We start from the raw sequence: 26,439 nt of genomic DNA, 5'->3' as shown, positions 1-26,439 counted from the left end.
ACTTGATGGCCAATTGCCCCCTAGACTACACCTCCTCCAGGCGGGGAAACTGGTGAGTTGCAGCCCAAAGGGCCAATTAGCCATTGACATTACTGGTTAAACAGAGTACGAATACTGTTAGCGACTGCCCGCCAAGAGTAACGAGGAGCCCCAATAGGGGCTTTTTTCGTTTCTATAGAGCCGAAATCGCCTTGTCCGAATTTATCGTTTCCGGAGCCTGTCATCGGCAGGATTTCTGTCAGTAGCCAGGTAGCACGACGGTTGTACTGCGGCTGGAGCTGCTCACCATCCAGAATGAGCTTGTCGAACAGCTCACTAATCAACTCGCGCTTGCGGTCGCCGTTCGTGGATTTCGTGAACTCGTCGGCCGCCCGCTGGGTCATCTCAACGAAGCTGAAGGCGGATTCAAGGTACGACGTATCCTCCGCTTCCAGCGACATGAGCTGCCGAGCAATGTCGGCCTGCTCGGCGTGAAGCGAGACCGCCTTCATATCGTACTCACCGACATCGATTCGGCCTTCGAGGCGGTCGTCGTACAGGATCGTCAGCTTGTTCTTAATCCGGCCCTCTTCCTGCTTGAGACCCTCCGCAGCCGCCTCTTGTAGCGAGATCTGGGAGCGTAGGCCGTCCTCAAGCTCGTTCTTCAACCATGCGGTCAGGCGCGGCCGTGGTGCCTTGAGCCGACTTAAGGCACCAGCCAGTTGCTGCTCGACTACCTCTTGCCTGATGAAGCGCCGCCGGCTACATGACCGCGGCTTGGGGCACTTGCCGTACCAGTAGCCCTTGGCGGTTTCCCAGACCAGCAGCCCCTGGCAGGCCGCACAGGTCACCAGCCCCTGAAACAGAGGATGGTGCTTGCGGTAGTGCTGAATCTGCGTGGCACTCCGAGACAGCGTGCGCTGCACCTGTTCAAACAGCTCCACCGAGACAATCGGCTCGTGGCTGCCGGGGTACTGCTTGCCGTTCCACCGGATCACGCCGACGTAGTACGGGTTGTGCAGCATCCGGAAGACCCGGTCACCCTTGATCGGCTTACCATCGATCAGCAGCCCGCGCTTGGTCATCTCACGCGCTAACGACCTCACCGTGTAGCGCTTCGTCTTGGCCAGCTTGAACATCTCAACCACGAGTGGTGCAACTGTCGGCACGACCTTCTGGACCCGCTTACCGCCCTCCAGTACGTTCTCATAGCCGGGCGGTGGGACAGCGGGCAGCCAGCCTTGGCGTAGCTTTTCCAACTGGCCCTTTCGCACTTCCTCGCTCAGGTTGTCGGTGTAGTTCTTAGCTACCACCACGTGCATGCCCCAGACGAACTTGTCCTGCGAGGACGAGTTCTTGTGCAGCACGAGCGAGTTCTTGGGACAGTGCAGCCGGCGTGTGTCGTCGCCCTCTAGCCACTCCTCCACCATGACCGTGTCTTTGAAGTTTCGCAGCAGGCGATCCACCTTCTCGCAGACAAAGTGCAAGATCTGGTGTTTCTTCAGGTAGACCATGGTCTCGTTGAACGTCTTACGCTGATCGACCTTCGATGCCGTCTCGGAAATATGGAATGGCTTAACAGCCTTCAGGCCAGCTCGCTCGCAGTAGTCGCGCAGAAAGCGCTCCTGGGCTTGCAGCGAGTAGCCTTCTTGCTCCTGTTCTTTGCTCGACACCCTGACTAGGATGACGGCTCGTTTTAAATCCTTACTCGTAGAACCTCCTTCTCCGGAACATGCCGGATAGTTAATGGGTTCCCCGCCCGGTTATTATGCGACCTCTCCAGAATTAATCAAGAGCTTTCACCCTTGGCGGCTTCATGCTCAGCCACTCGACGCTGCACGGCCAGCTTGATTAAGGCGGTATAAAACCGTCCGAGCCAGTCGGCAATTTCTGCGACATCGGCCAGCTCAAAGTCTTGGCCGTAGTCGTCACGCAGGATGGACTGGAGTTCGTCCAGTCGCTGAGCTTGAGTCCGCATATTGGTTGGCATGATAAAAACCCTCGATAAAGTGATGAGAAAACCCGGACCAGCAGAAGCCGGTCCGGGCCAGAATTTGAGCGTCCAGTAACCGTCAGGCGAGCACCACCTCCCGCGCCAGCTTCAACGCCTGTGCCTTGAGTGGCTCTGGCCGGATGAGCGTCCGGTTGAGTCTGGTTTCCCAGGTGCGGGAACGCCGGACGTGGTCGAGGTACTCGCCTGCGGCCTGTACGAGGCCGTAAGCAGTGTGGGCAACCGCAGCAGTAGTCGGAGACGCCAGAACTGCTCGGATGGCCTGGCGGGCTTCCTCGACGTTGCTGGCGACCCGGTCGGTCACCAGACCCGCGGGAGGCATGGGAATGAACTCCCGGACGAACAGCTCGCGTTGCCGGGTAGAGATGGGTAGCGTCAGCAGTTCGCGGGCCAGCTGCTCGTAGGCCCGCATTTCGCGGCGAGCGCCAGTGACAGCGTCGCGGGCCTCGTCCACCCGGTTGCGCCAGCCACGCTTGTGCACGAACGAGAAGGTGGTCCCGGTGCGGTCGCCTTCCAGCTCGGCAGCACGGAAGGTGTTGCCGCAGACGATGCGAACGGCGGTCGCGCGGGCGGTGCAGCCTCCGGGCAGTCCGTGCCGGTTGGTGATGCCCAGGTACGGCAGCGTGACGGTGTCGTCGCCGGGCAGCACGATGGGTTCGTCGAGCAGGGCGAGGCACCAGACGGAACGGCCCTCATCGAGAACGCCAGCGGTCTCCCACTTGACGTTGGGCTGAGCCAGGACGGCTTCGACGATCTCGCCCATCTCCCCGTGATCGATGACGGCGTACGTGTCTCGGTTGATCCACAGGGTGGCGCTGGTGTCGGAGCGGGCGATGCGCTGCCAGCCCTTGATCGGCTCGTACAGCGGTTGGCCAGTCTCATCGATGCCGCGGAGTTCGTAGACGGCCTCGGTGATGGGGTCCCAGGTCAGGCCGGCGAGCTGCCGCGCCTCGTCCCAGGTGGTGGGGTGCTGGTCCAGGACCAGGCCCTCGCGGTGCCAGGGCATCTCCCTGACGGAGAACATCGACTCGACGTTGGCAGGCATGACGGGCGTCCTTTCATAGGTCGAGAAATGGGACCGGGGAGCCTGAACACCTGGTGGTGCCCCGGGCTCCCCGGATGGAATGTGGAAGGTGCGGTCAGTTGGTGTCGACGTACGTCAGCTCGGTGATGTGGAAGGTGGCTGCTGGGTGGAGGGCGTCGGCGTAGCCGGTGACGGGCAGGCCGGTGAAGAATTTGATCTGCTCAGCCAGCCAGCACCGGGCCAGCAGTACGTCCGAGCCGTCCTCGGGCTCGAAGGTGATCTTCAGGGTGAGGTCCATGGCATGACTCCTCTCTGTGGGGATGTCAGGGAATTGAGGAGAGACACCAGCGACAGGCGGGGCTGCCCGCCGCTGGTGCCGGATGGGCCGTCTTCGAGAGCAGCCCAGGGCGGGCTACAGCTCCGAGACCTGGATCCCCGAGACCTCGTAGGTGGAGGTGTCGCCATCGACGTCGTCCAGGCCCGACAGGTTGGGCTGGAGGTACTTCAGGGCGTCCTCTTCAGCCGAAGCCTCGCTGCTGGAATCGACTTCGTAGCTGCCGCTGATGGTGTACTCGACCCGGACGCGGGTCTCGTATGTGGCGAGACCGAAGTTGGCCAGGAAGTCGTTCAGACCTTCGCGGCAGATGTCCCCATCCTCGTGCCGGTCAACGGCGTACTGCCGGATGGCGTCCATCATCAGCTCGTGCGAGCGGTGCTGCTCGGCGTGCTTTTCGATGGCCACCTTGCGGCAGATGGCCAGGGCCTCGATGGCGTCGCGCAGAGTGGCCTCGCGAACGGCCGGGTCGGGGATGGGCCGGATCTGGAGCAGCTGAGTGCTGTACGTGGTGACGCGACCGGCGAAGTAGAACTCGATCAGGTCGGTGTCGACGAGTCGGAGGATGACACCGGCCTGCTCCCCGGAGTAGACGGGGGCCGGCAGGTGGGTGGCGAGATCCTGCGGCGCGAGGCTGCGCAGCATCTCGACGGTCAGCTCTGACATGGCTGACCTCCTTTGTGAAAGGTGCGAGCGCTGATTTCGGTGGTGAGGCTCAGGCGCTCAAGGGGCCCCGGGCAGACGCCCGCCCGACCGGCCAACCCCCTCGGTGGCCGGTCAAGTGGACGTCTGCCGTGAGCCGCGTTAGAGGCGGCGTGTGCAGCGCTGGCAGCGTTCGCCGTCCAGCAGCTCGTCGCGCTGGAGCAGCTTGGGGAAGCTGTAGGCGCTGAAGCTGGTCTCGTCACTGCGGTTGATGCCGCGCTCGCGGGCGACGAAGTCGAGGACCTGCTCGACGGTCGGGTCGTTGTTGATCAGGTCGAAGGGCAGAAATAGTTCATGAATGCAATCGGAGCAGTACGGCAGGTGGCCGAAGAGGTAGGCCGGTGATTCAGGGTTTTTGGTTCTCAACGAATCACCTCCCTAGCGCTGCGGCCCGTGAGCTGGTGCTGTGTGGGCGTGGACGGTTTGACGAATGTCATGGCGGCTCCTTTCTCAATGAAGTTCGGACGGCGGTGAATGGTCGCTGGTCAGGGTGGTGTCGCCAGGACCGGTAGGGCGTCTGCTTCGCTGGCCACGAAGAGCAGGCTGCGGAAGTCCTGATCGGGCTGGCGGTCGATGATGTGCTGGACGGCCCTGGCTCGGGCGGCGGTCGGGACGATGAACAGCACGCCCGGGAAGACGCCGTGCCAGTGCGACTGCTCGACCCCCGACAGCGCATAGCTGTGATAGCTGCTGATCTTGTCGGCTATGAAGCGCAGTCCTTCGGTGCCGCGGTCGATCTCGACGAACCAGAACAGCTCCTGTCCGGCCGTCACCAGGCGGGTGAAGGCGTCGGGCTTGAGGACCAGGCGTTCGCCAGCGAAACCGGAGTAGCGACGCCAGGCATCGGGTTCGGCCGCGAACTGTCGTACAGCCGGCCCGCCGCTGCGAGCGTGTTCTGTCAGGCGGACGTACAGCTCGGAGATAGCCAGGCGGTGGGCAAGGAAGGCGTCACTCGGCATCCAGCTACGGCGCTGACGTGGGCGCTGGTCGGCCTCGGCGGCTCCGCTGAGAGACCAACCTGCGGAAGTCAGTACGACGACGTAGCCAGGGGCACCGACCTTGCGGTCACGAGAACGGTTGGCATGTCGGCGCATCAGGCCGAAACGAACCAGGCGCTCGACGTGTCGCTGTCCAAGACGAGCCATCGTGGCGGGCTTGTGCTCACCGAAGACCAGCCGTCCAAGCTGAGCAGTCGTGGCGACGTAGACGGTGGCGAGTTCGGTCAGCATGTGGCGTTCGCGGTCGGTCAGGGCAACACCGATTCGAACAAGACGACCGCCGGTAAGAGGGCGAGTGATGAAAGGCATAAGGTTCGATGCTCCTTTCAGGTTGAACAGTGGGTTTGTGTACGGGAAGGGGCAGAGATTCATACGCGCCGTTGGGTCAGAAAGCGGGGTTGACCAGGTACGGAGCGACAACGACTCGTGCCATTTGGCGACAGGGTTTTTGACAAGTTCAGGGAGCGGACCGGGACCGTTTGAAGCCGCTGGGGCGGGCCCGACGTTGGCGGTCGGCGATCTCCTGCTCGACCTCGTCGCGATCTCGTCCATACGTCAAACGTGATGCCGCTCGGGCCGTCGTGCCCCAGCCCGTCGGCTCAGGCGGCGGGTGCGTGGCGATGGTGACCGGCGCGGTGACCCGACCACCGACGACCACGGTGGCCACGGCTGTACGCGGCTCCAGCGTGAGCAGATCATCTGGCTTGACCAGCGGTCCGAGAGCCCGAGCCAAGGTGGCGGCGTCATCGGCTCCGGGCTGAAGCACGACCTTGGTTCGGGCCTCGCTGAGCAGGGCAGCGCGGAGGTGGGGCGGGACCTGGGTGATGTGCTGGAGGGCGGCGATGATGCCGAGGAAGTGACCGCGAGCGCGGGCCAACATGTCGGTCAGGTCAGCGCCTGATCGCAGGAAGCGGGCGGCCTCATCGATGTAGAGAAACGTCGGGCGGCGGTTTTCGCGGACCACGGCGGCCTGGCGCATGGCGGTGTTCCAGACCATGGCCACCAGGAGCCCACCGAGGAGGTCGACGGCATACGAGCCAGCCAGACCGGAGGGCAGCGCGACCAGCAGAATCTTGTCCTGGTCGATGACCTGCTGCATGGTCCAGGCGGGCTTGGACTGGCCGAGCATGGCGCGGAGCTGGCGGCGGTCGGTCAGCGGCGACACCTTGTTGATGACGGCCGAGACGGCTTGGCCGCGTTCGCCTTCGCTCCAGTTGTCGAAGCGGGAAAAGAACGCTCCCACAGTCGGGGCGAAGGCAGGGCTCAGGCGAGCCAACAGTGAAGCGCGGAACGTGTCGTCGGTCAGCACCATAGGCAGTTCGACGAGGCTCATGTCGGGGGTGGCGGCCAGCAGTACGAGGCTGGCTTTGAGGACTTCTTCCAGACGCGGACCCCAGCTGTCTGCGTTGGCCTTGATCAGCTCCAGTAGCTGATCGGCTACCAGCTCGGCGTCTTCCGGAGCGCAGGCCAGGGGGTTGATGCCCACTGGTCGGCTGTCGGCGGCGTCGATGTAGATCAGGTCGCCGATTCGGTTCTCGGGGATGCGATCGGCCACATCACGAGCAAGATCGCCACCGGGGTCGAGAAGTATGACTCCCCTGCCAGCCTGCATGTCCTGAGTCAGGACGTTCAGCAGCAGCGTGGACTTGCCAGAGCCAGTCGGCCCGGTGACCAACGTGTGCATGAGCGAGTCGATCGGCGCGATGGCGATCGGCCGCTGCATGCCGTCGTACGTAGCGGTGCCCAGGACCCGGCCTTTGGAGGGCAGTTCAGCGACCGGCGGGAACATCCGGCCGCCACTCAAAGCAAGACCTGGCACCGTCGGACCAGCCAGCGGCCAGCCCAGCAACGTGGCGGCCTCCCTCGCATTGACCAGCACCGGAGCAGTCCCCAGGCCGGTCTCGGCACGGGCCAGCCACGCGGCGGCTCGCCGGGGCAGCCAGCGCGGCACTATCGCTACACCCTGGCTGTCGAGCTGGTGCAGCGTGGCCATGAGGCGGCCCACCAGGAAGTGAGCACGGGCCTGACTGGCAGCAGCAGCTCCCACGGTGCCGACGACACCGAACCAGGGCTCGGCGGCCTTGGCCTTGAAGTCGGCCGCGGCCTGCTTGTCGGCCGTAGCCGCTGGTGCACCAGTGAGTAGTCGACCCAGCGAGTGAGCCCACGGCGGCAAGGTGCCGAACGGAGTGCTGCTGGGCTGCCGCATCAGCGGCAACCGCGGCGTACGGACGGGGTAGACCACCAACTGGTAGACCAGCGACTCATCACGGCCGAGCGGTTGCAAAGCGCTGAGCAGGCCCGTGGCGAATGCCTCGGGCGCCTCGGTGCGCAGCGGCCGATGGGTGGCAGTCAGGCTCATTCGCCGTAGCCACCGGGCAGGCGGCAAACCGGCTTCGGTCATGAGACTGGTGCGCAGGCCCGGCACGACGCCGCGGAGCTGCCGTAGCAGTACATCGGCTTGGTGCTCGGGCAACCGCAACCGGCACTCGACAGCGCCGGGGTGGCCGACCCACTCGAAGACCGCACTGTCACGACCAAACAGCCAACCGCGTGTCGGCCGAAGCCGCGTCAGGGCGTGCATAAAGGCCGTTACCTGCACCATGGTGAGGTCACGTGGAAAGCCCAGCCGGTAGGTGACACGGCTGGAATCCCGGGCAAGCTGATCACGGTACCGAAGGAACTGAATAAATCCGATGGTTGCGCCGAATAGCGCGGTACTCGCGGTCAGCAGGTTCGCGTCGCTCATGAGCGTCCTCCGTCAACCGAAGGACGTGAGCCGCGAACGGCCTGGATGCGGTGGTTGTGTTGTGCGGCTTGGTAAGCCATCCCCCTCCTGCACTTACACATATCCGCGTCAGCGGAAGAGGGGGTAATACCGCAAAGTGCAACGTATGCCATTGCGACCTTGCCTAACAATTATACTTTAATAGAGCCATAAAGTCAATGACAATAGGGCTCTATATCTGGTAGCGGCGCGATTTTCATGCGCCTTTTGGCGACTTAATTGCCGCACATCTCGGGGAATTCCCGACACCTTAGTTCGGGCGGTGTTCTCTGCCGTTACCGGCGGCCGAAGAACCGCGCGGCCAGCAGGCCCAGCAGCACGACGGCTACGAGGTAGGGGAAAACGCCGCTCAGGAACTGACCCGCCAGGATGATGGCCAAGGCCACCGCCAGGACCCGCAGGCCCTGCTGCTCGTGGGGTGACATGACGGCTTACACCTCGCTGTCGAATTCAGCCAGTGCCTCTGCCAGGTCTTCGAGGAGGCCTAGGACGATTGAGGCTTCGGCGTAAGCCGCCTCCAGCAGCTCGCTCGGCTCCGTGCTGATGAGTTGCTTGGCCATGATCATGGCCCGCAGCCGGCAGCCGGCCGTCGTGACTGCCGCGGTGCTCAGCTGCGTGCTGCTGCGCAGCTCCTCGTACCGAGCGATGGTCGCCTTCAGCTCAGCAACGTGGAGGTCAGGGCCAGCGAAGGCGGGGTGTTCTTCCATGGTGCGTTCCTCGATGCAGGCGGCCCAAGACACACGGGTAGTGCGGAAGCGGGCCGAAGGGGATGCCGAGAGAGGCCACACGGCCACGGGTCTGGCGGGGCCGCTCTCACCGAAGAATTCGGTGAGCTCAGGATGGCCCTCCACCGGGGGAGATACAGGAGGGCAATGCACATTTCCCCAGCCAGACCGGTCGAGCTCTGCCGGTTCTTCGCCTGACCAGCAAGAACTTGCCGATCTCTGCAACCTGACTGACCATTAGCCTTGTGGAAGACGGGCTGCGCGTCCTGGTCGCTTCCGCGCTGGGCAAACTTCTCGGCTCAGTCCTGACGGAAGCACTCCCGCACGCCAATATCGTCGTTGCCACCGATCCAGCCGCCGTCCACCACGCCATCGTGGGCCGGGTTCGCTTCGATGTCGTCGTAGCCGACCTGATCTGGATGGACCCGGCCTATGAGTACGTCTTCGACGGCCTGGATGTTCTGAAACTCCTACGCGAGAGCAACCGCAGCGCCCCCATGGTCATGGCCCTTCATGGCCATGGCATCGAGCGCGACCACCTCGAAGAAGCCATCACCCAACCCGAGGTCGTCGGCGTCGTCCAGAAGGCTGCTGGCTTCGGACCACCTGTCGAAGCCGTCCAGATCGCGGCAGCCGGCCGCACCCTGCCGAAGGCGAAGTTCCCGATCGGCCAGCGTCTCGTCTGCCCATCACTCAACGACTATTTCGGCCGCGGCCGCCGGGGACGCACTGCGGCTTGCCTGGCCGGAGGCATCGCCGCTCGACGAGCCACCGACTACCAGTCACTCGCTGCGACCACCTGCCTGCCGCTCAACACGGTCAATAAACTCGTGAGCTACCTCGGGCCGCTCATCCAGGCCCGAGGTGAGCACGACCCTGAGCTGCCGCTGAACTCGCAAGTGGTGTACCGCTGGTGCGGAGAGCACGCGCGGTACATCCTCAGTTGGTCCCGCAGGCACGGAAGTAGAAGTGGGCGAACAGCACCCGCGCCAAGCTGAAGACACCGTTGGCTCAAGCTATCGCCGAGGTTGCGAAGGGCGTGTCATCTGCAGAGTGGCAGCGCACGTACCTGTGCCCTTGATCTCCTGTGAACGGAATTGGGGCGGTTGGGTGTTGCGGCCTACTCCAGGTCACTGCGCTCGTTGATCGCGTGAACGTCGGCGCCTATTCGAAATATCACCATCGCGAGCTCAAGCATGATCCGATACACGATGAGCCAGAACAGCGCTATCAGGGGGCCGAAGACCAGTACCAGAATGCCCAGGCCGGACGAGGCATGGAACCCTTCATACAGCCAGTAGATCCAGCTCAGCCCAATGATGATCGTCATCACCACGTAGACAAACTTGATGACCTTGGGCGTGACGAAGGTGGTGAAGCCGAAGTCGAACAGCCCCGCCCAGAACCCTTTCGCGGGTGTTGGTCGCGGGCCGAAATGCGGCGGCGGGGCGCCCGCTGGTGGCTCGCCGGTGGGCGGCCGTCCGGGCGGCGGGGGCGGAGCCGGGATGTGCCCTGAGGAGGGCGTCGCGGCGCCAGCACCGGGCGTCGCCTGGCGGTGGCCGCATTCTGGGCAGAAAGCGGCAGTTGACACTATCGATGCACCGCACTCAGGGCAGCTAATTCGTTCCGACATCATCCGTCACGCTCCTTGTGTCCCGGACCTCATCCCCGCACAGCCTCCGACTCGGGCCGGATCCACACGCTCCCGACGTGGAGGAGGCTTTTGACGGTCATTGGCTCTGGATGTTGGCCGCGACGATGGCCCCGCCCCGGACGGTGTACGTGCCGGCGAAGTAACGGTGGGTTCCATCCGTCTGCGTTGCGTCGAGTTCAGCCTCCACGGTGTCGCCGGCAACAGAAACGACGGTGACCGAGTCGTAAGCGGTGCCCTCGAATGACTTCACGAAGGCCGAGTACGACCCGTGGGTGAGGTTCCTTCCTCCCAGGTCCCAAGCCTGTTTGTAATCACCGGCGTTGATAGCAGCGAAGTACGCCTCAACGGTGTCTCCCGGGCCGGCCGTCGCTGATGGCGGCGGCGCGACAGGTCTGCTGGGTTGCGGCGTCTGCGACGGTGCTGTCGGCGATGCGGGCAAGGAATCCTCGCTGGACGGCAAGGTTTCGGTCTCCACCGGTGCTGACGGCAAAGGCTCCTCGTTGGACGGTGAGAGTGACCCTGTCGAGGTCACGCTGGCCGGTTTCTCCGTGCCCGAACTCGTCAGCTGGGTGATACCGAAGTACGCCCCGACCCCGATGATGACGGCGGCGAGCGCCCCGCCGACGACGGCACGGTTAGACGGCCTACGTCGGTGCTTCCCTGGGCCTATCGGTTGCAGCACCTCGGGTGGGGACCCGCCGCCGGCCTCGGTGTAGGGAGCGGTGTTGGTGCCTTCGCCACCAAAGGCCGTCAGTCCGGTGGAGGGCAAGGCCGCGCCACACACGACGCAGTAGGAAGCAGGCTCGACCTCGTGGCCATTGGGACACGTGATGACCATGGGCGCGCCGCACGCGGTGCAGAACTTGGACGCTGGCTGGTTAGCCTCAAGCTCATGCCCGTTGGGGCAGTGGAGTCGTAGCGAGTCTGTCATGGGCAGTCCCGAGGCGACGGAGTGTCGATCGAGCAGCTTCCACCTTCCATGCTCCGTCTGGGGCGCCGTGGCCGCATCTGCGGCAGGTTACCGGACGCGTCGCGGCAGCTCAGCGCACAAGGACGGGCATCTGAGGCGCCGGGTGCAACGCTCTCGACGAGGCGACGCCATGCGCAAGAATTTCCAGTAAAAAGGGGCTGATGCCCCACTTTTATACGCTATGCCACAGGCTTACTATGGCGACCCAATAGAGAAAGGTGATCACAACCCCTATTTGCACGATGGCCACAATTATTCGCCACTCGGGGCGTCGTTGCAATTTTGGTGACCCCCACCGCCTCAACACGGCGAGAGCCATGCCCAGCGCGATCAAACCCACCCCGAAAAATAGCACTGCTTCAATACCCATGTTTAGATCTTGATCAACATGGAGGCGCTTGTCAACGGATGTATCTGACTACGACGCCGACGATAGCCTTATGCCCAGCCACATTGGGGTGAAAACTCTGCACCTGTTTATTTGGATCGAGCTTCCAGTGCACTAGCGCTCTGTTGATCCACGACTTGTTCGTGCACACTTCATGACCCTTGAGCGAGTCGAACACATCCACGAAGGTAAAACTCGCCGACTCCGCCAGTTTCTTGATTTGGTCATTGAGATTTGCAATCTCGGAATTAATCCAGCGCATATCTGAGCGCGAGAACGTGCGCACGGGGACACCTGTCGGGCACGAATCCGGTGGATCAGCCGGGAAGAATCGTGGGTACCCAATAACAAAGACTTGTGCTTCGGATGCTCGGCGACGAATTTCGGCATACAGACTTGGTAGGTCATCATGGCGCGACCCTTTTGCAATTAGATTATTGATACCGGAACGGACCGCCCCCTCCCAAGTCTTCTTGCAGGGAGATTCAGCCCCCTTCCCGTATTGGCGTGCACAATAGTCCATCACGTCAGCGAAGCTCACGTCGTTACCTCCGATAGTGAGCGTGACGATCTCGGTTCTTGAATTGATCCATTCGAGCTGCGGATCTTCTTCGGGATTTTTGCGCCGATCTTCGTAGAAGGATTCCCAAAAATCCTTAATCGTCGCGCCGCTGCAGGCATGAAACTCAAGCCCCAAATCATGGTTAAGTTCTTCGTGAAGGAGCACGGGATAGGCCGCCATGGAGCGGTGGCACTTGTTGGTGTCAGTGTCGGTACCCGCAATGTAGCGGACCTTGCCGTCAGCAGACTTTACTGGCGCGCCTTCGCCGGAGCTGTATGAGTCCCCCAGGGCGACAATGTTACGGCGGTCCGCTCCGGACACCAGCGGCGTGGTGATGTCACTCGCGTTCTTGGCGGAGAACAACCGACTCGTCCTGTTGTTGATCAGGTTGAGCGCATAGACGTCGGTGTCCCCCGATGGATCCGGCCCCCGCGAGACGGAGTAATACAGACTATTTCCAAACTCGGCTAGCGTGTAGCCGCGCAGTTGCTGCGTCACCTGGGTCAATTGTTTGGGCGTCTTGCACTCCAGGGGACATGACCAAAGCTGGCTCATGCCCCCGCTCGTCCCCTTCTGGCCTTGGAAATAGAAGGTGTTACCGTTCGAACCAATGAAGGCCGGTCCCGTGAGCGTAAATCCCTGACCGGACCACACAGTGCTTGGCTCGCTGCCGCCAAGATTGGCGCGGTGGATGCCAGCTTCCGGGTAAATAAGCGCCTTCCCGTCCGGCGTCCAATTAAGATGCGTGGCCTGATTCTGGTCATACTTGGTAGCTGGCAGCACAAGCTGCAGGCTGGTGCCGTCCCTATGGATCGTGTAGATGCCCGGCTGACTATCCGGCGGCGCTCCGTGCAGGAAGGCAATGGTCTTTCCGTCGGGCGAGAACACCGGCGACAGAATGGCACCGGCCAGATGTCTGAGCTCCCTCACAGCGCCGGTTTTGGTGTCAGCGACGTACAGCCTCGATTCCGGCTGATCCAGGTTTCCGCTGCTGTAAGCCACCATAGATCCATCCGGACTAAGACTTGGCACACTGACTGCCGCTTGCCGACCAGTCTTGATTTGGCGGAAGTTGCCGGTGCAGAGGTCGCGCATATTGATGACATTGTCGCCGTTGGGTGGCAGCATCTGGCTATAGGCCAGATCGGCCGAGCATGGGCCGATCTGGTGCGCGGCTTCTCTGGCGGTTGGAGCAGCTATGGCGTGCTGGCGTGCCGACGAAGTAGCGCTCCTGTTATCTGACATCCATGCGCTGCCCATCGCGGCCAGAACCAACATAACGGCAGCCAGTAGCCATCCGCGGCGCAAGGAAGCCCTTCGGGCGCTGAATGAAGAACGCATCGGGCCTCTCATTTTTGAGCAGCGTTAGCAGGATTGAAAATTTGCTGGGACCCTGCGCCCTTCGATCGAGTGGCAAGGCCCGTCAGGAGCTTGCCTACTGAGGGATTGCCCATTCCGAGCAAGAGCCTTCTGCAGAGCCGGTAAATTCTGTCTGAACAGTTTGATGAAATCAGCAGCCTCGCGATTAGCTTTAGGACCAGCATCACAGTCGGCAGCAGCGTTTTCTGCCGGGGTGTAGACCGCCTGCGCTTCTTTGTAGACTTTCGGTAAATTGTTCTCCGTCACCGTTATGGCGCTTGCCAGAGGAGTGATGGCGTCACGCAATTTCTGGCACAGAGTTGGGTCAGAATAGCCGCTAGTCTCTGCACTCCGCGCCGCCTGGTCGAACGCCGCTATAGCTTGCCCCAGACTGATCCCGCCGGAACTATTGGGCATCACTGACGTTGACTTTTCGGTTGGCGTGGATTCCGTTCGACTCTTCCCGGATGATGCGCAAGCAGCCAATGCCAGCAGAGCAATTGGCGTTATCACAAGTCCAATTACTTCCCTCGGAAAGCGCATAGAGTTCCATCCTTCTAGAAAGATCGCCTTAAGCGCAAGTGTGGAATGCCCCAGTTGACCTCACCTGCTGGTAAGGGCACCGATCACCCACATATCCCACAGCGCTCCGCCAACCACACCGAATTTCGATAAAACTCCCGGACGAGTCCTATCGCAACCTGGCGGAGACCGTTCGGGTGACGCAGCAGATTCTGGGCAAACGGGCCAGCGGCAGAAGAATTATTTCTCGCGACCACTCATTGCACCCTGCCCTCACGTGGAAATCGTCTCTTGCAGATTTATGTGGCCGTGCCTGGACACTGTTACCGGCAAGCAGCATCGGAGTCGTGAATCGGCAGCTTGCAGCCATATCATCCGCAGGACCAGGTGAACGCAGCACGCGGAGCGTGGATACGCCAGCCAGTCAGGTCTGTCACGGAATACTGGCCTGGGAACCAGGCCGTCTTGGGCCAACGCCCAGGCCCGCGGCGTGGGTGGTCGGCGGATGGTGACCTTGATTCGTGTCCCAGGGAGCTGCATTCAGCAGCTCGTACACGCCGGCGAACAAGAGAGAGCCCACTAGCACCAACAGACTGAGCAGCATGATCATGCCCAGGCAGGTCAGCCGGAAGTTCCGCCAGTTCGCGAGCGTCAGCGGAGGTGCAGGTGGCGTCGTGATGAAGGCGGTCACGCCCACGGTTGCGGTGATGCCGTCCAGCTGGATCTGCAGACGCTCGGTAAACCGGCCTCGCGCACGGTCAGGCGCGACCGGCCCGCCCTTGATGCGGATGGTCAGGCAGGTGGCGCCACGCAAGCTGCGCTGAGACGTGACGTGCCAGAACGAGCCTGCCGTGGTGAGGACGCGCGCGACGCCAATGGGGGAACCGTCATCAAAGCGGGCCTCTACTACCTGCTCCGGGGTCTCGCCGCCGGCCCACACCGGCCCCAGGTTGATGTACCGATGGTTGAGGACGATGGCACGGGGCCTTGGCGGTGGTGGAGGCGGAGGGGGCGGCGAAGGCGCTGCCACCACGTTGATACAGACCGGCACCACCATCATGAGATCGTCAACCATGATCCGGATCCGGTCGCTGTGAAGGCCAGGCGCATCATGGGTTGACAGCGGTCGGACTCGAAGCCGCAGCCTCACCGCTGAGACGTCGCGATATGGCCGCGGCTCGACCACCTGCCAGAAGTCTCCGCAGCCGGTCAGTACCCACGCGTAACGAATGGTCGAGTTGTCGCTGAACCTCACCGTGATGACCTGATCGGGCGGCATCTCACCGATGGAGACAGACCCGAAATCCACCACCTCGGGATCGAGCACGATGACCCGGGGCTTTGGTGGTGGAGGGGGCGGAGGCGGCGGTGGAGGTGGTTCGCGGTACCGCTCTCGCTTGGCGTTGCGGGCAGCGCGACGATCCAAGTCGTACATGGCGCGTTTGCCAGGGTCACTCAGCGTCTCGTACGCCAGGTTGAGCAGGACCATCTCTTCATGGGCCGCCTCTGCCTCACCCGGTGGGCGCCGGTCGGGATGGATCTGGCGCATGCGGCTGCGGAAAGTCTTGCGGATGGCTGTCTGGTCCGCATCCTCTGGGACCCCGATTACGGCGTACAGGTCGATCGAGGAGGTCTTCATGACGACGCTCGGACCTGGCGTGCTAGCGCGGGGCTAACGGCGACGCCGGACGAAGCTGAACTGGCTCGGATGGGACCGACAGCATCACGTGCCGGGTGACCTGCGAAAATGAACGATTCCGGACTCATTCGTCATCACCCGGATCGTCTTCCGGCTGACTCTTAATCAGCGGGTCCGGGGTTCGAGTCCCTGGCGGCGCACGATGGCGATGGGCGAGGTGTGTTCGCGGAAAGCGCGAACCGCCTCGCCATCGTCGTTTCTGCGCGGCTTCGCCGCGCGTGGTGGGGGCTTCGCCACCCACACCCCCCTTTACCGGCGGCTGCCGCGGCCGCAGGGTGAAGAAGTCAGCCCCCGGCTATGACACCCCGCACGGTGGGGGCACTGCCACCCGCCGCCTCAGGCGAGGTCTCCCCCGCAGTCGGAGGTGCTTCGGCGGCTCGCCGGTCGTTCTGGGTCAGCCTTCGGTAGGTGGGGGTCCGGGCGGTCGGGGGGCGCCACCACAGGGGGTCGGGGCAGTGGAGGCCCTCTTTTCTGAGCTGGGCGCGGTGGATCTTGTTCGTGGCCGTGACCGGCATCCGGTCCACGACCCGTACGAACCTGGGTGCCATCTTCGTGCCGAGGTCGGGCTGGGCGGCCAGGAAGGCGGCGAAACCCGCCGGGTCGAAGCTCCCGGCGATCGTCGCCATCACCTGGTCCCCGGTCACCGGATCCGGCACGGCGTACACGGCGACGGCGTCGGCGCCCTCGTACCGGGCGAGGATGTTCTCGATCATCGCGGCCGCCAGGTTCTCGCTGTCGACGCGGAGGCGGTCGTCGGTGCGGCCGGCGAAGTAGAGGTAGCCGTCGGCGTCCCGGTAGAAGAGGTCGCCGGTCCAGTACCAGCCGTCGTGCCGCCGCTCGGCCTCCGCCGCGGGGTTGCGCCAGTACCCCTCGAACGGGTTCGGCCCCTGGTTCACCAGCTCCCCTATGGCCTCGTCCCCGTTGAGCAGCCGCCCGGCCGCGTCGAACACCGCGGGCGGGCACTCCGCACGGGTCCGCGGGTCGAGTACGACGAGACCGGGCGCCGCCTTCCCCACCGCCCCGGCCGGTGTCCCCGGCGACCACTGCACGGCCGCCCCGCCCTCCGACGACCCGTACCCCTCCACCAGCCGCACCCCGAACCGCCGCTCGAAGGCCGCCGCGTCCACCGCCCCCGCCTCCGTGCCGAAGCCGAGCCGCAGCGGATTCTCCCGGTCGTCCTCGCGCTCCTCGGTGGCGAGGATGTACTGCACGGCACGCCCCACATACGTGAAGTACGTCGCCCCGTACTTCCGTACGTCCGTCAGGAACCCCGACGCCGAGAAGCGCCGCCGCAGTGCCACGCCCGCGCCGGCCGCCAGCGCGGGCGCCCAGTCGGCGATCACCGCGTTGCCGTGGAACATGGGCATGCAGATGTAGTGCACATCGTCGGGGCGGACCCCGAACTGGCCGACCAGCGAGGCTCCCGCCGCGGCCAGTCGACCCTGGCTGCAGATCGCGGCCTTCGGGGCGCCGGTCGAGCCCGAGGTGAAATAGAGGAGGAGACGGTCGTCGGGTGTGGCCCGGGAGGCGTCCGGTGCGGCGTTCGTATACGAAGCGAGCAGGTTGTCGTACTCCTCGCTGTCGGTCAACAGGAGACGTACGCCGGGCAGTTCGAGGTCGCGGAGGAGTGGGAGGTGGGCGTGCTCGGTGAGGACGATCCGGCACTCGGTGTGCAGGATGTCGCGGGCCAGCTCCGGCCCCCGGCGGGTGGGGTTGATCCCGGCGACCGCCGCTCCCGCGAGTGCTGCCGCGCCCAGCCACAGCGGGTACTCGGGGGTGTTGTCGAGCAGCACACCCACATGCGGTTCGGCGCCCGGCGGCAGCAGATCGGCCAGCAGGGCCGCCCGGGCGGCGGCACCCGCGGTCACCTCGTGGTGGGTGAGCACCCGCTCCTCGCACCACAGCCCGGGCCGGTGGTCGCCCCACCGCTCGGCTACCAGTTCCGCGACCGTGCGCCTGTTGGACTGCATGGCCGAGCACGGTAGTTGATGGGCCGTCAGATGTGGAGGGTCACGGGGTCATCGTGACACCGTCGACGACGACGGTGTTGGTGGTGTCGTCGCTACCCTCGCCGAAGCCGAAGCCCTCGGACGTCTGGTGGTACGTGACCATGAAGCCGACGCAGAACACGGCCATCACTCCGAGGAACGCCAGTACGCCGACGGTGGAGGCCGCCAGCCCGGCCCGCCGCGGCGCCTTGGCGGTGGCGACGGCCTCGTCGTCTTCCTTGTAGTAGACGGTGACGAAGTCGCCCTCCAGCACCGTCGCCGGCCCGCCCCGCTCCTCGAAGCGGACGACGCGACCGCTGCGGGCGGTGAACTCGTAGACATGGTGCAGCGTGGTGCTCACCGACGTGTCGCCGCCGCCACCGTGGGTCGTCGTGAACATCCGAAGACAGCGCCCCTCGGCCGTCAGCCCGCTGTTCCAGGCGCTACGGATCCGCAGTGCGCGACGCAGCACGGTGTACGCGCCGAGGAGGACCACAGCCAGGATCAGGCTGGGCACGAGGTAGAAGATCACGTCCATGGGGGTCCCCCGGTCTTGGTACGCCGCCCCCGTTCGGTCGGCGTGGCAGGAACCTACCCACGCCGACCGCGCCATTGGCTCAAGGAATCCTCAGAACCTGACGTCCGAGCAGGCGTAGAACGCGTTGCCGGTGTCCGCGATCGTCCATACGGCGACGATGACGTGGTGGCCGCTCAGCCCGGACGGCAGCGTGCCGCTGTGGGAGAGGGTGGCCGGGGGCCGCTGCCCGTTGTACGGCACCGTCAGGAACGGTGTCGTGTTCAGGTCGGAGCGGGCCAGGTTGTGGTTCTGGTTCCAGCCCTGCCGGGTGACGTAGTACTTGAAGTCGGTGGTGGCGTGCATGGCGGTGAACTGCCAGCGGAAGGTGTAGCTCTGCCCGCCCGTCACCCTGGTGGTGGGCCAGGCGCCGCCCGAGGGGGTCTTCGGGCTGTCGAGCTGGGAGAAGCGGGCGTTGCCGCCGGAGCAGATGGCGCCGTCGGCCGGTCCGGCGGCGGGGAAGCCCTTGGGGCCCTCGACGCTCTGCGGCTCGTACTGGATCTCGCCGCAGTTGGTCACGGTGCCGTTCTGGCAGAGCTTCTGCCTGCTGACGGGGAGGTCGGTGTAGCCGTGGCCGCTCGCACCCCCGGCGGAGAGCACGAGGGCTCCTGCCGTGGTGAGTCCGAGCGCGGCGGCGTACCACTTGGTCTTTTTGCGCATGCTGCCGCTCCTGAAGAACGTGGGGAGGTTCCATGAGGCGTGCAGGTCTAGACCAAGTCTCAGATTATTGCCGATTGTTGGCCGTGTCCATGCCCAACACATGGCCGAGTCGTCACGGCCCCGGTTCCGTCCGCCCGGCACAGAACGCCACCGTCAAGTCCTTGACCAGCGCCTTGCGTTCGTAGTCGTCCAGTTCCACCAGGCCCCGCACGGTCAGCCGAGTCACGGTGTCCTCCACCGAGTCGACGACCGAGGTGAGCACGGTCGCGCGGTGCTCCGCGTCCAGGGCGGCGATACGGCGGCGCTGCATCGCGGCGGCCACCTCGGGGGCGTACTCGACCCGGACCGGCTGCACCGAGAACACCTCGAGCCCGACCGGCTCGGCATCCGCCGCCGTCAGCCGGGTCAGCGCCTCCGTGACGGCCTCCACCGAACCCTTCGACGCACCGGGCGCCTCCACCGCGACCCGCGCGAGGGCCGCCTCCACGCACTCGCGCAGATAGGTCTCGTGGTCCTCGATGCCCAGCACCGCCCGTGCCGTGTCCCGCACCCGCCACACCACCAGCACCACGACCCGCAGCGCGACCCCGTTGCCGTCGGCCGCGGGCATCTCCTCGCTGCGCCAGTGCCGCAGCCGTACGTCGACCCGGCGGCGCAGATGCAGCGGGTTCACCCACATCAGGCCGGTGCGCCGGACGGTGCCCCGGTAGCGGCCGTACAGCCCCAGCACCCAGGCCCGTCCGGTCCGGCCGCGCGCGAGTCCGCCGAACCCGAAGAAGCCCAGCGCCGCGGCGCCCGCGTAGGCCGCCCACTGCGCGGGGCCGAGCCCGGCGCCCGGGTCGGCCGGCAGCCGTAGCGCCGACACCGCGAGGGACGGCAGGACGCCCGCCCACCACGAGGTCGCCACGCAGCCGGCCGCCCCGCAGGCCCCGGCGAGGACGCCCGCCGTCGCGGGCAGCACCCTGGCGGGCCGCTCACCCAGGTCGGGGTCGACCTCGGGCGCGGACCGCGGCTTCACCGCAGTCGGACGACGGAACCGCGGCTGTTCGCCGGTCGCCTGCCGGCGGCCGACCACCGTCGGCCTGAGCGGCACGGACACCGGGGCCGCTTCGTCACGGAACAGCAGATGGACGGGGATCTCGGTGGTCGCCTCGTTCTGGATGAGGCGACCGGGTCTGCCCGGCCCCTCGGACTCGGGCGTCTGTGAAGTGGTCGTCGTACTCATGCGTGCCTCCAGCCTCCGCGCCAGATGCGTCACAACAAATGCGTCACAACAGATGGGTCAAGCCAAACCGCTCGGGATCAGATGGAGCGGGCAGTGCCGGAAGCGCTCAGGAGAAGAGCCGCCGCCAGGTCTCCGGGCCCGGAACGCCGTCCGCCGCGCCACCCCGCCAGCCCTGGGAACGCTGGAAGTCCTCGACGTTGCGCCGGTCCTCCTCGTCCCAGTCCGGCCCCGGATCGGCCGTGTAGTACTTGTCGAACCCCTTCTTCACCAGCTGGTCCCCCAACTGGGTGACGTACGGGTTGGAGGCGCCGGGGCGGAACATCGCCCGACCCGGATAGCCCGGCACCCCGTGGGACGACGGCATCTGTGGATCCGGCGCGTCGACCGGAGCGATGTCCTTGCCCTTGCCCGACACCAGCAGGTCCCAGGTCTGCGGCCCCGGCAGCCCGCGGGTCTCCGCGCCGTTCCAGCCCTGGGCCAGCTGGAAGGCCCCGGTGGCCCGGCGGTCCGCGTCCGACCAGCGCGGGCCGGGGCCCAGTGCGTAGTACTGCCCGGCACCGCGCGCGACGAGCATCTGCCCGAGCTGGGTCACGTACTTGTTGTTCGCGCCGGGGCCGAAGTACGCCGCTCCCGGGTACGGCGCCGCGACGACCGGCGGATTCGGCTTGTCCGGACCGGGCGCCGGGTCCTCCTTGAGCCCCTTGTAGCGGTAGGGGACGTAGCGGTTCGACTGGTGCCAGTAGGCGTACGGGGTCTCCTTGCGGCGGGCCTGCGGGGGACGCTGCTCGTAGGCGAGGTACGAGGTGTGCGTGTAGTCCTTCCAGCCGCCGAAGATGACGACGTGCGAGCCCCGCTCCGGGTTCTGCGGATTGTGGAACAGCAGAATGTCACCGGGCTGCAGTTCGTCCTTGCTGATGCGCTCCCCGAACTTGCCCAGGGTGCCCGTCCATTCGTTTCCGGGCAGTCCCCAGGCCATCGAGACATAACCCGAACAGTCCTGTCGGTAACCGTCGGACCAGTAGGCCTCCATGCTGTACGGCACCTTCGCGTCGACCCATTTCTTGGCCCGGGTGATGATCTCCGCGCGGGTGGTCTGGGGTGCCTTGACGTCACCTGCGGGCTCGGGCGGGCCGCCCCTGCCGTGCAGCGGGGCCCGCCGCCCCTGCGGGGTGGCAACCTCGCTGCCTGCGGAAACGCCCGGTCCGGGCGGTACCTGAGGGGCGGCGAGCGCCGGCGCCACATGCCCCGCGCCGAGGGCCGCGGACGCGGCGGCCGCCACGATCACGACGCGGCGGGCCGCCGGATGCCGTACCGCCCGCGAATACGGCAGAACACCCCGCCAGTGCGCACATCCCGGGCAGTCGCAGTCGTTCGCCGGATCGAATTCCTCGAATACCGGAGTCGCCATGCGATTCCCCTCACACTCCAGATGAAAATGACCGGGCCTGTCCACGATGATCAGTTTCCCAACCCTCTTCCCGACGCGCATGTTGACGGTCCGAATGATGTACAAGCGCCGCCCGTGACCCCCGGGGCCACCGGGACGGGTGGTCCGGAGCACCCCCGACCGTCGGGTAGAGTTACGACGTCAGCAGGCGCCGCTAGCTCAGTTGGTTAGAGCAGCTGACTCTTAATCAGCGGGTCCGGGGTTCGAGTCCCTGGCGGCGCACAGACAGCAAGGCCCCTCGCAACCGCGGGGGGCCTTTCGCGTGCCGGGAGGGCAGCGCCCCCGGAGGGACGCGAGCAGCCACGGCGGCGCTGCAGCCGCCAAACGACCCATTGCGGTACATCTCGCGGAGCGCCTGATCTCCGGACTCAGTGAACTCGGCGCCCTCGTGAACCGTATGGAACACCGGGCCGCGCAAGGAGGCGTCGGCCTCGCGGACACCGACCGCACCGTTCACGCCACCCTCTGCCCAGGACGGGCGGAGGAGGCCAGGAGAGCGCACTGCGGCACTGTCCGCGCCCTGCCGTCCGCAACTGGTCCACAGGATCCCCACGCACGCCACAATGAACGCGTATGACCGGTAAACACCGCGTTTCGCATCTTGCGATCATGACGAACGCCGTAGAACCCTGTTTTCCAAGATGCTGCGGGTACGCGGCAGTTGGGGGGCAAGTAAGCGGTTGCCGGGTTCGCGGGGATTAGGGGCCCCGTTCACGAGCGGATGCCGAGGGGGGCATCATGCAACCGGAAGGTCGCGGTTCCATGTCTTTGGGTGTGGAAAGTGTGGTGACTGCGGCCGGTCACTGATTCGCCCGTGGAGAGTCGAGGGGGACTCGACCGCGGGCGGAAGGAACCGACACGACACGCAGCGACCTGCGTGTGGGGGGATGACTCATGACGTCGACGCCGACGGGCGCCCGGCATAACTTCGACCCGTCAGAAACAGCCCAACTCAGGGTGGAGTCCCACCGGAACAGCACGACAGGACAGTTCCGGCGCATCAAGAAGACACTTCCGAGATACGACTACGAGCACTACAGCCGGCTGGCCGGTCCCCTCACCCAGCCCGACCCGAACAAGCCGTACAAGGTGCAGTACCGCTCGCTGCTCTCGCAGGAGCCGCACCGGCTGCGCGCCGCCCTGATGCTGGGCGCCGCGCCGCTGCTCTCACTCATCCTGCTCGGCTGGCTGCTGCAGCCGCAGCACTGGACCGAGCGCGACTACCCCGCCTTCAGCTTCCTGCCGACGCTGGACGTCGTCATGCTCGTCTCGATCGGTCTGATCGAGTTCTTCCGCTGCATGAACGTGCTGTCCAACGCGCACGCCACGCTGGTCGCCCGCGACCCCATCCCGGTGGTGCCGGAGACCGGCACGAGAGTCGCGTTCATCACGACGTACGTGCCCGGCAAGGAACCCCTGGAGATGGTGACGAAGACCCTGGAGGCGGCCGTACGGCTGCGCCACCGGGGGCTTCTGCACGTCTGGCTGCTCGACGAGGGCGACGACCCCGAGGTGAAGGCGGTCTGCGAGCGCCTCGGCGTGCACCACTTCTCCCGCAAGGGCGTCGAGAAGTGGAACCAGAAGAAGGGCCCGCACCGCGCCAAGACCAAGCACGGCAACTACAACGCCTGGCTGGAGGCGCACGGCGACGACTACGACTTCTTCGCCTCCGTCGACACCGACCACGTGCCGCTGCCCAACTACCTGGAGCGGATGCTCGGCTTCTTCCGCGACCCGGACGTCGGCTTCGTCATCGGCCCGCAGGTGTACGGCAACTACGACAACCCCATCACCAAGGCGGCCGAATCCCAGCAGTTCCTCTTCCACGCCCTCATCCAGCGGGCCGGGAACCGCTACGGCGCCCCGATGTTCGTCGGTACGTCGAACGCCGTACGGATCAAGGCGCTCAAGCAGATCGGCGGCCTGTACGACTCGATCACCGAGGACATGGCCACCGGCTTCGAGATCCACCGGCACCGGAACCCGGCGACGGGCAAGAAGTGGCGGTCGGTGTACACGCCGGACGTGCTCGCGGTGGGCGAGGGCCCGGGTGCCTGGACGGACTTCTTCACGCAGCAGCTGCGCTGGTCCCGGGGCACGTACGAGACGATCCTGAAGCAGTACTGGAAGGGCTGGTTCTCGCTGCCTCCGGGCAAGCTCTTCAACTACACGATGATGATCATCTTCTACCCGATGTCGGCCCTCAACTGGATCCTGGCGGCGCTGAGTTGTGCGCTGTTCCTGGGTCTGGGCGCCTCGGGTGTGAACATCGACCCGACGGTCTGGCTGATGCTGTACGGCAACGCCTCCGCGCTGCAGATCGGCCTGTATGTCTGGAACCGCCGGCACAACGTCTCCCCGCACGAGCCCGAGGGCTCCGGCGGTGTGGCGGGCATGGTGATGTCGGCCCTCTCGGCGCCGATCTACGCACGCTCCCTGATGGACACCGTGCTGCGCCGCAAGAGCAAGTTCGTGGTGACCCCCAAGGGCGACTCGGCCAGCCCGGACACGCTGTTCGGGACCTTCCGGATCCACCTGTTCTTCATCCTGGTCTTCGGCGGCTCGATCGCCGCCGGTCTCACACTCGGGCACTCGCACCCGGCGATGATCACCTGGGCCACCTTCGCCCTGCTGATCACCGCGTCGCCGATCTTCGCCTGGCGGTACGGCCTCAGGCAGGCGAAGAAGCAGCCGCCCGTACCGCTGTACGAGGAGCCGCAGGACTCGGCGGCGCCCGCGGCGGCGTACCAGCCGAAGCCGCTGCCCGGGCAGCACGTGCCGCAGTCGCCGCACGGCTCGGGTCAGAAGCCCAGCTGGGCCGCGTCCGGGGGCTCGGGCGCAGGCGGTGACCAGACGATGCAGATCGCTCTCGGTGGATTTGGGGGACGTAAGGAATGAACGACCGTGCAGGCCGCCGCCGGGCCCGTCGACTCGCGATCGGCACGGCGGTGGTGCTCGCGCTGGCCGGGATGAACGGGCCGTGGCTCTACCGCGTCGGCACCGAGAAATACCACCAGTACAAGATCAACAGACCCGAGTACAAGGCGAAGAACGGGCACTGGGACATCATCGAGTTCCCGCCGGAGTTCCGCCAGGACACCATTCACGCGGCGCTGCTGCGCACCGGCAAGGTGCTGCTGATCGCCGGCTCGGGCAACAACCAGGACAACTTCAACGCGAAGAAGTTCGACACCCGGATCTGGGACCCGGTCAAGGGCACCATCAAGAAGATCCCGACGCCCAAGGACCTGTTCTGCACCGGCCACACCCAGTTGGCTAACGGCAATCTGCTGATCGCGGGCGGGACGAAGCGGTACGAGAAGCTGAAGGGTGATGTCACCAAGGCCGGCGGCCTGATGGTGGTGCACAACGAGAACCCGGACAAGCCGATGACCCTGCCCGCGGGAACGGCGTTCACGGGCAAGGAGAACGGCAAGACCTTCGTGTCCAAGGACCCGGTGCTCGTGCCGCGCGCGAAGAAGGTCTTCGACCCGAAGACGGGGAAGTTCCTGCGCAACGACCCGGGGCTCGGCCGTATTTACGTCGAGGCGAAGAAGAGTGGATCGAAGTACGAGACCGGAACCCAGGACAACTACCGGATCCAGGGCCTGACCGGCGCCGACGCACGCAACACATACGGCATCGCGCAGAAACTCGCCCTCGACAAGAAGGACTTCCAGGGGATCCGGGACGCCTTCGAGTTCGACCCGGTGGCCGAGAAGTACGTCAAGGTCGACCCGATGAACGAGGCGCGCTGGTATCCGACGCTGACGACTCTGTCGGACGGCAAGATCCTCAGTGTGTCCGGGCTCGACGACATCGGGCAGCTGGTGCCGGGCAAGAACGAGATCTTCGACCCGAAGACCAAGAAGTGGACGTACACGTCGAAGATCCGGCAGTTCCCGACATACCCGGCGCTGTTCCTGATGCAGAACGGCAAGATCTTCTATTCGGGTTCGAATGCGGGGTACGGACCCGACAACGTCGGCCGTGTTCCGGGCATCTGGGACGTCGACACGAACCAGTTCACCAATCTGCCCGGGCTGAGCGACGCCAACGAGATGGAGACGTCCGGCACCGTGCTGCTGCCTCCGGCGCAGAACGAGAAGTTCATGGTGATCGGCGGTGGCGGGGTCGGCGAGTCCAAGCTGTCCAGCAACAAGACGCGGCTGATCGATCTGAAGGACAGCAGCCCGAAGTTCGTGGACGGGCCGACGCTGGAGAAGGGGACGCGGTATCCGCAGTCCTCGGTGCTGCCGGACGACACCGTGCTGGTGTCCGGCGGGTCGGAGGACTATCGCGGGCGCAGCGACTCCAACATCCTGCAGGCCCGGCTCTATCACCCGGACACCAATACGTTCCAGCGGGTCGCCGATCCCGAGGTGGGGCGGAATTACCACTCCGGGTCGATTCTGCTGCCGGACGGGCGGGTGATGTTCTTCGGATCGGACTCGCTGTACGGCGACAAGGCGAACACGAAGCCGGGGAAGTTCGAGCAGCGGATCGAGATTTACACCCCGCCCTATCTTTACCGGGATTCGCGGCCGGCGCTGTCCGGAGGACCGCAGACCATTGCTCGGGGTGAGTCGGGGACGTTCATGTCTCCGCAGGCTTCGGCGATCAAGAAGGTGCGGTTGATTCGACCCAGTGCGTCCACTCACGTCACGGACGTGGATCAGCGGTCCATTGCGCTGGACTACAAGGTCTCCGGGAACAAGATCACGGTTACCGTGCCGAAGAACCGGAATCTCGTGACGTCCGGGTGGTACATGCTGTTCGTCGACGACGATCAGGGGACGCCGTCGAAGGCGCAGTGGGTGAGGGTGCCGTAGC

22 protein-coding genes and 1 tRNA gene are annotated in these 26,439 nt (G+C 65.1%); 4 read left to right on the top strand and 19 right to left on the bottom strand.

Features of this window, described 5'->3' with window-relative positions; genetic code table 11:
- Positions 1-89: 89 nt before the first annotated feature.
- The 10 genes from ACIBW9_RS00920 to ACIBW9_RS00875 all read right to left on the bottom strand — a co-directional run bounded on the left by ACIBW9_RS00920 (position 90) and on the right by ACIBW9_RS00875 (position 8,540).
- Complete coding sequence (locus ACIBW9_RS00920; RefSeq protein ID WP_398952038.1) at positions 90-1,664, bottom strand: recombinase family protein; 1,575 nt, start codon at positions 1,662-1,664, stop codon at positions 90-92.
- Positions 1,665-1,768: 104 nt separating this feature from the next.
- A complete protein-coding gene (locus ACIBW9_RS00915) occupies positions 1,769-1,969 on the bottom strand; it encodes a hypothetical protein (RefSeq protein WP_398949875.1) in 201 nt (66 codons plus the stop codon).
- Positions 1,970-2,051: 82 nt separating this feature from the next.
- Positions 2,052-3,035: a DUF932 domain-containing protein gene (locus tag ACIBW9_RS00910; RefSeq protein WP_398949874.1), complete on the bottom strand. Its 984-nt coding sequence runs from the start codon at positions 3,033-3,035 to the stop codon at positions 2,052-2,054.
- 94 nt (positions 3,036-3,129) lie between these two features.
- Entirely contained in the window at positions 3,130-3,312 is a 183-nt protein-coding gene (locus ACIBW9_RS00905; protein WP_398949872.1) for a hypothetical protein, read from the bottom strand.
- Between the two features lie 114 nt (positions 3,313-3,426).
- A complete protein-coding gene (locus tag ACIBW9_RS00900) occupies positions 3,427-4,014 on the bottom strand; it encodes a hypothetical protein (protein WP_398949870.1) in 588 nt (195 codons plus the stop codon).
- A gap of 138 nt (positions 4,015-4,152) precedes the next feature.
- Complete coding sequence (locus ACIBW9_RS00895; protein WP_398949868.1) at positions 4,153-4,416, bottom strand: hypothetical protein; 264 nt, start codon at positions 4,414-4,416, stop codon at positions 4,153-4,155.
- 119 nt (positions 4,417-4,535) lie between these two features.
- Complete coding sequence (locus ACIBW9_RS00890) at positions 4,536-5,357, bottom strand: replication-relaxation family protein (protein WP_398949866.1); 822 nt, start codon at positions 5,355-5,357, stop codon at positions 4,536-4,538.
- Between the two features lie 148 nt (positions 5,358-5,505).
- On the bottom strand, positions 5,506-7,794 hold the full coding sequence (locus tag ACIBW9_RS00885) for a type IV secretion system DNA-binding domain-containing protein (protein WP_398949864.1): 2,289 nt from the start codon (positions 7,792-7,794) through the stop codon (positions 5,506-5,508).
- A 314-nt stretch (positions 7,795-8,108) separates the two neighbouring features.
- Positions 8,109-8,258: a hypothetical protein gene (locus ACIBW9_RS00880; protein ID WP_398949862.1), complete on the bottom strand. Its 150-nt coding sequence runs from the start codon at positions 8,256-8,258 to the stop codon at positions 8,109-8,111.
- Positions 8,259-8,264: 6 nt separating this feature from the next.
- Positions 8,265-8,540 (bottom strand): hypothetical protein, encoded by a 276-nt coding sequence (locus ACIBW9_RS00875; protein WP_398949860.1) that lies wholly within the window; start codon positions 8,538-8,540, stop codon positions 8,265-8,267.
- A gap of 263 nt (positions 8,541-8,803) precedes the next feature.
- Between ACIBW9_RS00875 and ACIBW9_RS00870 the strand changes: the two genes are divergently transcribed.
- Positions 8,804-9,556 carry a hypothetical protein gene (locus ACIBW9_RS00870; RefSeq protein WP_398949858.1) on the top strand — a complete coding sequence of 251 codons (753 nt, stop codon included), beginning with the start codon at positions 8,804-8,806 and terminating at the stop codon, positions 9,554-9,556.
- Positions 9,557-9,678: 122 nt separating this feature from the next.
- Here the strand turns inward: ACIBW9_RS00870 and ACIBW9_RS00865 are convergent, their stop codons facing one another.
- The 9 genes from ACIBW9_RS00865 to ACIBW9_RS00825 form a co-directional block, all read right to left on the bottom strand.
- Complete coding sequence (locus ACIBW9_RS00865) at positions 9,679-10,191, bottom strand: DUF4282 domain-containing protein (RefSeq protein ID WP_398952035.1); 513 nt, start codon at positions 10,189-10,191, stop codon at positions 9,679-9,681.
- A 97-nt stretch (positions 10,192-10,288) separates the two neighbouring features.
- Positions 10,289-11,143, bottom strand: a complete 855-nt coding sequence (locus ACIBW9_RS00860) for a hypothetical protein (RefSeq protein WP_398949856.1) — start codon at positions 11,141-11,143, stop codon at positions 10,289-10,291.
- A 440-nt stretch (positions 11,144-11,583) separates the two neighbouring features.
- Positions 11,584-13,473 carry a GDSL-type esterase/lipase family protein gene (locus ACIBW9_RS00855; RefSeq protein WP_398949854.1) on the bottom strand — a complete coding sequence of 630 codons (1,890 nt, stop codon included), beginning with the start codon at positions 13,471-13,473 and terminating at the stop codon, positions 11,584-11,586.
- 973 nt (positions 13,474-14,446) lie between these two features.
- Positions 14,447-15,652: a J domain-containing protein gene (locus tag ACIBW9_RS00850; RefSeq protein WP_398949852.1), complete on the bottom strand. Its 1,206-nt coding sequence runs from the start codon at positions 15,650-15,652 to the stop codon at positions 14,447-14,449.
- 344 nt (positions 15,653-15,996) lie between these two features.
- On the bottom strand, positions 15,997-17,682 hold the full coding sequence (locus ACIBW9_RS00845; RefSeq protein WP_398949850.1) for a long-chain-fatty-acid--CoA ligase: 1,686 nt from the start codon (positions 17,680-17,682) through the stop codon (positions 15,997-15,999).
- Positions 17,683-17,722: 40 nt separating this feature from the next.
- On the bottom strand, positions 17,723-18,238 hold the full coding sequence (locus ACIBW9_RS00840) for a DUF3592 domain-containing protein (protein WP_398949848.1): 516 nt from the start codon (positions 18,236-18,238) through the stop codon (positions 17,723-17,725).
- A gap of 90 nt (positions 18,239-18,328) precedes the next feature.
- Positions 18,329-18,934, bottom strand: a complete 606-nt coding sequence (locus tag ACIBW9_RS00835; protein WP_398949846.1) for a lytic polysaccharide monooxygenase — start codon at positions 18,932-18,934, stop codon at positions 18,329-18,331.
- Between the two features lie 112 nt (positions 18,935-19,046).
- Positions 19,047-20,159, bottom strand: coding sequence for an SPFH domain-containing protein (locus ACIBW9_RS00830; protein ID WP_398949844.1), 1,113 nt, complete (start codon positions 20,157-20,159; stop codon positions 19,047-19,049).
- A 106-nt stretch (positions 20,160-20,265) separates the two neighbouring features.
- Positions 20,266-21,567: a peptidoglycan-binding protein gene (locus ACIBW9_RS00825; protein ID WP_398949842.1), complete on the bottom strand. Its 1,302-nt coding sequence runs from the start codon at positions 21,565-21,567 to the stop codon at positions 20,266-20,268.
- 187 nt (positions 21,568-21,754) lie between these two features.
- Here ACIBW9_RS00825 and ACIBW9_RS00820 point away from each other — a divergent pair.
- The 3 genes from ACIBW9_RS00820 to ACIBW9_RS00810 all read left to right on the top strand — a co-directional run bounded on the left by ACIBW9_RS00820 (position 21,755) and on the right by ACIBW9_RS00810 (position 26,438).
- Positions 21,755-21,828, top strand: a tRNA-Lys gene (locus ACIBW9_RS00820).
- A gap of 672 nt (positions 21,829-22,500) precedes the next feature.
- The gene (locus ACIBW9_RS00815) at positions 22,501-24,504 is read left to right on the top strand and encodes a glycosyltransferase family 2 protein (RefSeq protein WP_398949840.1); all 2,004 of its coding nucleotides are present in this window, start codon (positions 22,501-22,503) and stop codon (positions 24,502-24,504) included.
- Positions 24,501-26,438: a galactose oxidase-like domain-containing protein gene (locus ACIBW9_RS00810; protein ID WP_398949838.1), complete on the top strand. Its 1,938-nt coding sequence runs from the start codon at positions 24,501-24,503 to the stop codon at positions 26,436-26,438. Before ACIBW9_RS00815 ends, ACIBW9_RS00810 begins: the two co-directional genes overlap by 4 nt.
- The last annotated feature ends 1 nt before the right edge of the window (position 26,439 follow it).

The sequence above is a fragment of the Streptomyces sp. NPDC049541 genome (genome assembly GCF_044465725.1).
Classification (GTDB): Bacteria; Actinomycetota; Actinomycetes; order Streptomycetales; family Streptomycetaceae; genus Streptomyces.
This window is presented reverse-complemented; position numbering and strand designations above follow the sequence as displayed.

Coding starts and splice junctions, on each gene's coding strand:
- ACIBW9_RS00915 (WP_398949875.1), bottom strand. CDS start 1,969: ATGCCAACCAATATGCGGACTCAAGCTCAGCGACTGGACGAACTCCAG.
- ACIBW9_RS00825 (WP_398949842.1), bottom strand. CDS start 21,567: ATGGCGACTCCGGTATTCGAGGAATTCGATCCGGCGAACGACTGCGAC.
- ACIBW9_RS00905 (WP_398949872.1), bottom strand. CDS start 3,312: ATGGACCTCACCCTGAAGATCACCTTCGAGCCCGAGGACGGCTCGGAC.
- ACIBW9_RS00850 (WP_398949852.1), bottom strand. CDS start 15,652: ATGAAGACCTCCTCGATCGACCTGTACGCCGTAATCGGGGTCCCAGAG.
- ACIBW9_RS00890 (WP_398949866.1), bottom strand. CDS start 5,357: ATGCCTTTCATCACTCGCCCTCTTACCGGCGGTCGTCTTGTTCGAATC.
- ACIBW9_RS00860 (WP_398949856.1), bottom strand. CDS start 11,143: ATGACAGACTCGCTACGACTCCACTGCCCCAACGGGCATGAGCTTGAG.
- ACIBW9_RS00880 (WP_398949862.1), bottom strand. CDS start 8,258: ATGTCACCCCACGAGCAGCAGGGCCTGCGGGTCCTGGCGGTGGCCTTG.
- ACIBW9_RS00830 (WP_398949844.1), bottom strand. CDS start 20,159: ATGAGTACGACGACCACTTCACAGACGCCCGAGTCCGAGGGGCCGGGC.
- ACIBW9_RS00810 (WP_398949838.1), top strand. CDS start 24,501: ATGAACGACCGTGCAGGCCGCCGCCGGGCCCGTCGACTCGCGATCGGC.
- ACIBW9_RS00875 (WP_398949860.1), bottom strand. CDS start 8,540: ATGGAAGAACACCCCGCCTTCGCTGGCCCTGACCTCCACGTTGCTGAG.
- ACIBW9_RS00835 (WP_398949846.1), bottom strand. CDS start 18,934: ATGCGCAAAAAGACCAAGTGGTACGCCGCCGCGCTCGGACTCACCACG.
- ACIBW9_RS00910 (WP_398949874.1), bottom strand. CDS start 3,035: ATGCCTGCCAACGTCGAGTCGATGTTCTCCGTCAGGGAGATGCCCTGG.
- ACIBW9_RS00840 (WP_398949848.1), bottom strand. CDS start 18,238: ATGGACGTGATCTTCTACCTCGTGCCCAGCCTGATCCTGGCTGTGGTC.
- ACIBW9_RS00815 (WP_398949840.1), top strand. CDS start 22,501: ATGACGTCGACGCCGACGGGCGCCCGGCATAACTTCGACCCGTCAGAA.
- ACIBW9_RS00900 (WP_398949870.1), bottom strand. CDS start 4,014: ATGTCAGAGCTGACCGTCGAGATGCTGCGCAGCCTCGCGCCGCAGGAT.
- ACIBW9_RS00845 (WP_398949850.1), bottom strand. CDS start 17,682: ATGCAGTCCAACAGGCGCACGGTCGCGGAACTGGTAGCCGAGCGGTGG.
- ACIBW9_RS00865 (WP_398952035.1), bottom strand. CDS start 10,191: ATGTCGGAACGAATTAGCTGCCCTGAGTGCGGTGCATCGATAGTGTCA.
- ACIBW9_RS00885 (WP_398949864.1), bottom strand. CDS start 7,794: ATGAGCGACGCGAACCTGCTGACCGCGAGTACCGCGCTATTCGGCGCA.
- ACIBW9_RS00855 (WP_398949854.1), bottom strand. CDS start 13,473: ATGCGTTCTTCATTCAGCGCCCGAAGGGCTTCCTTGCGCCGCGGATGG.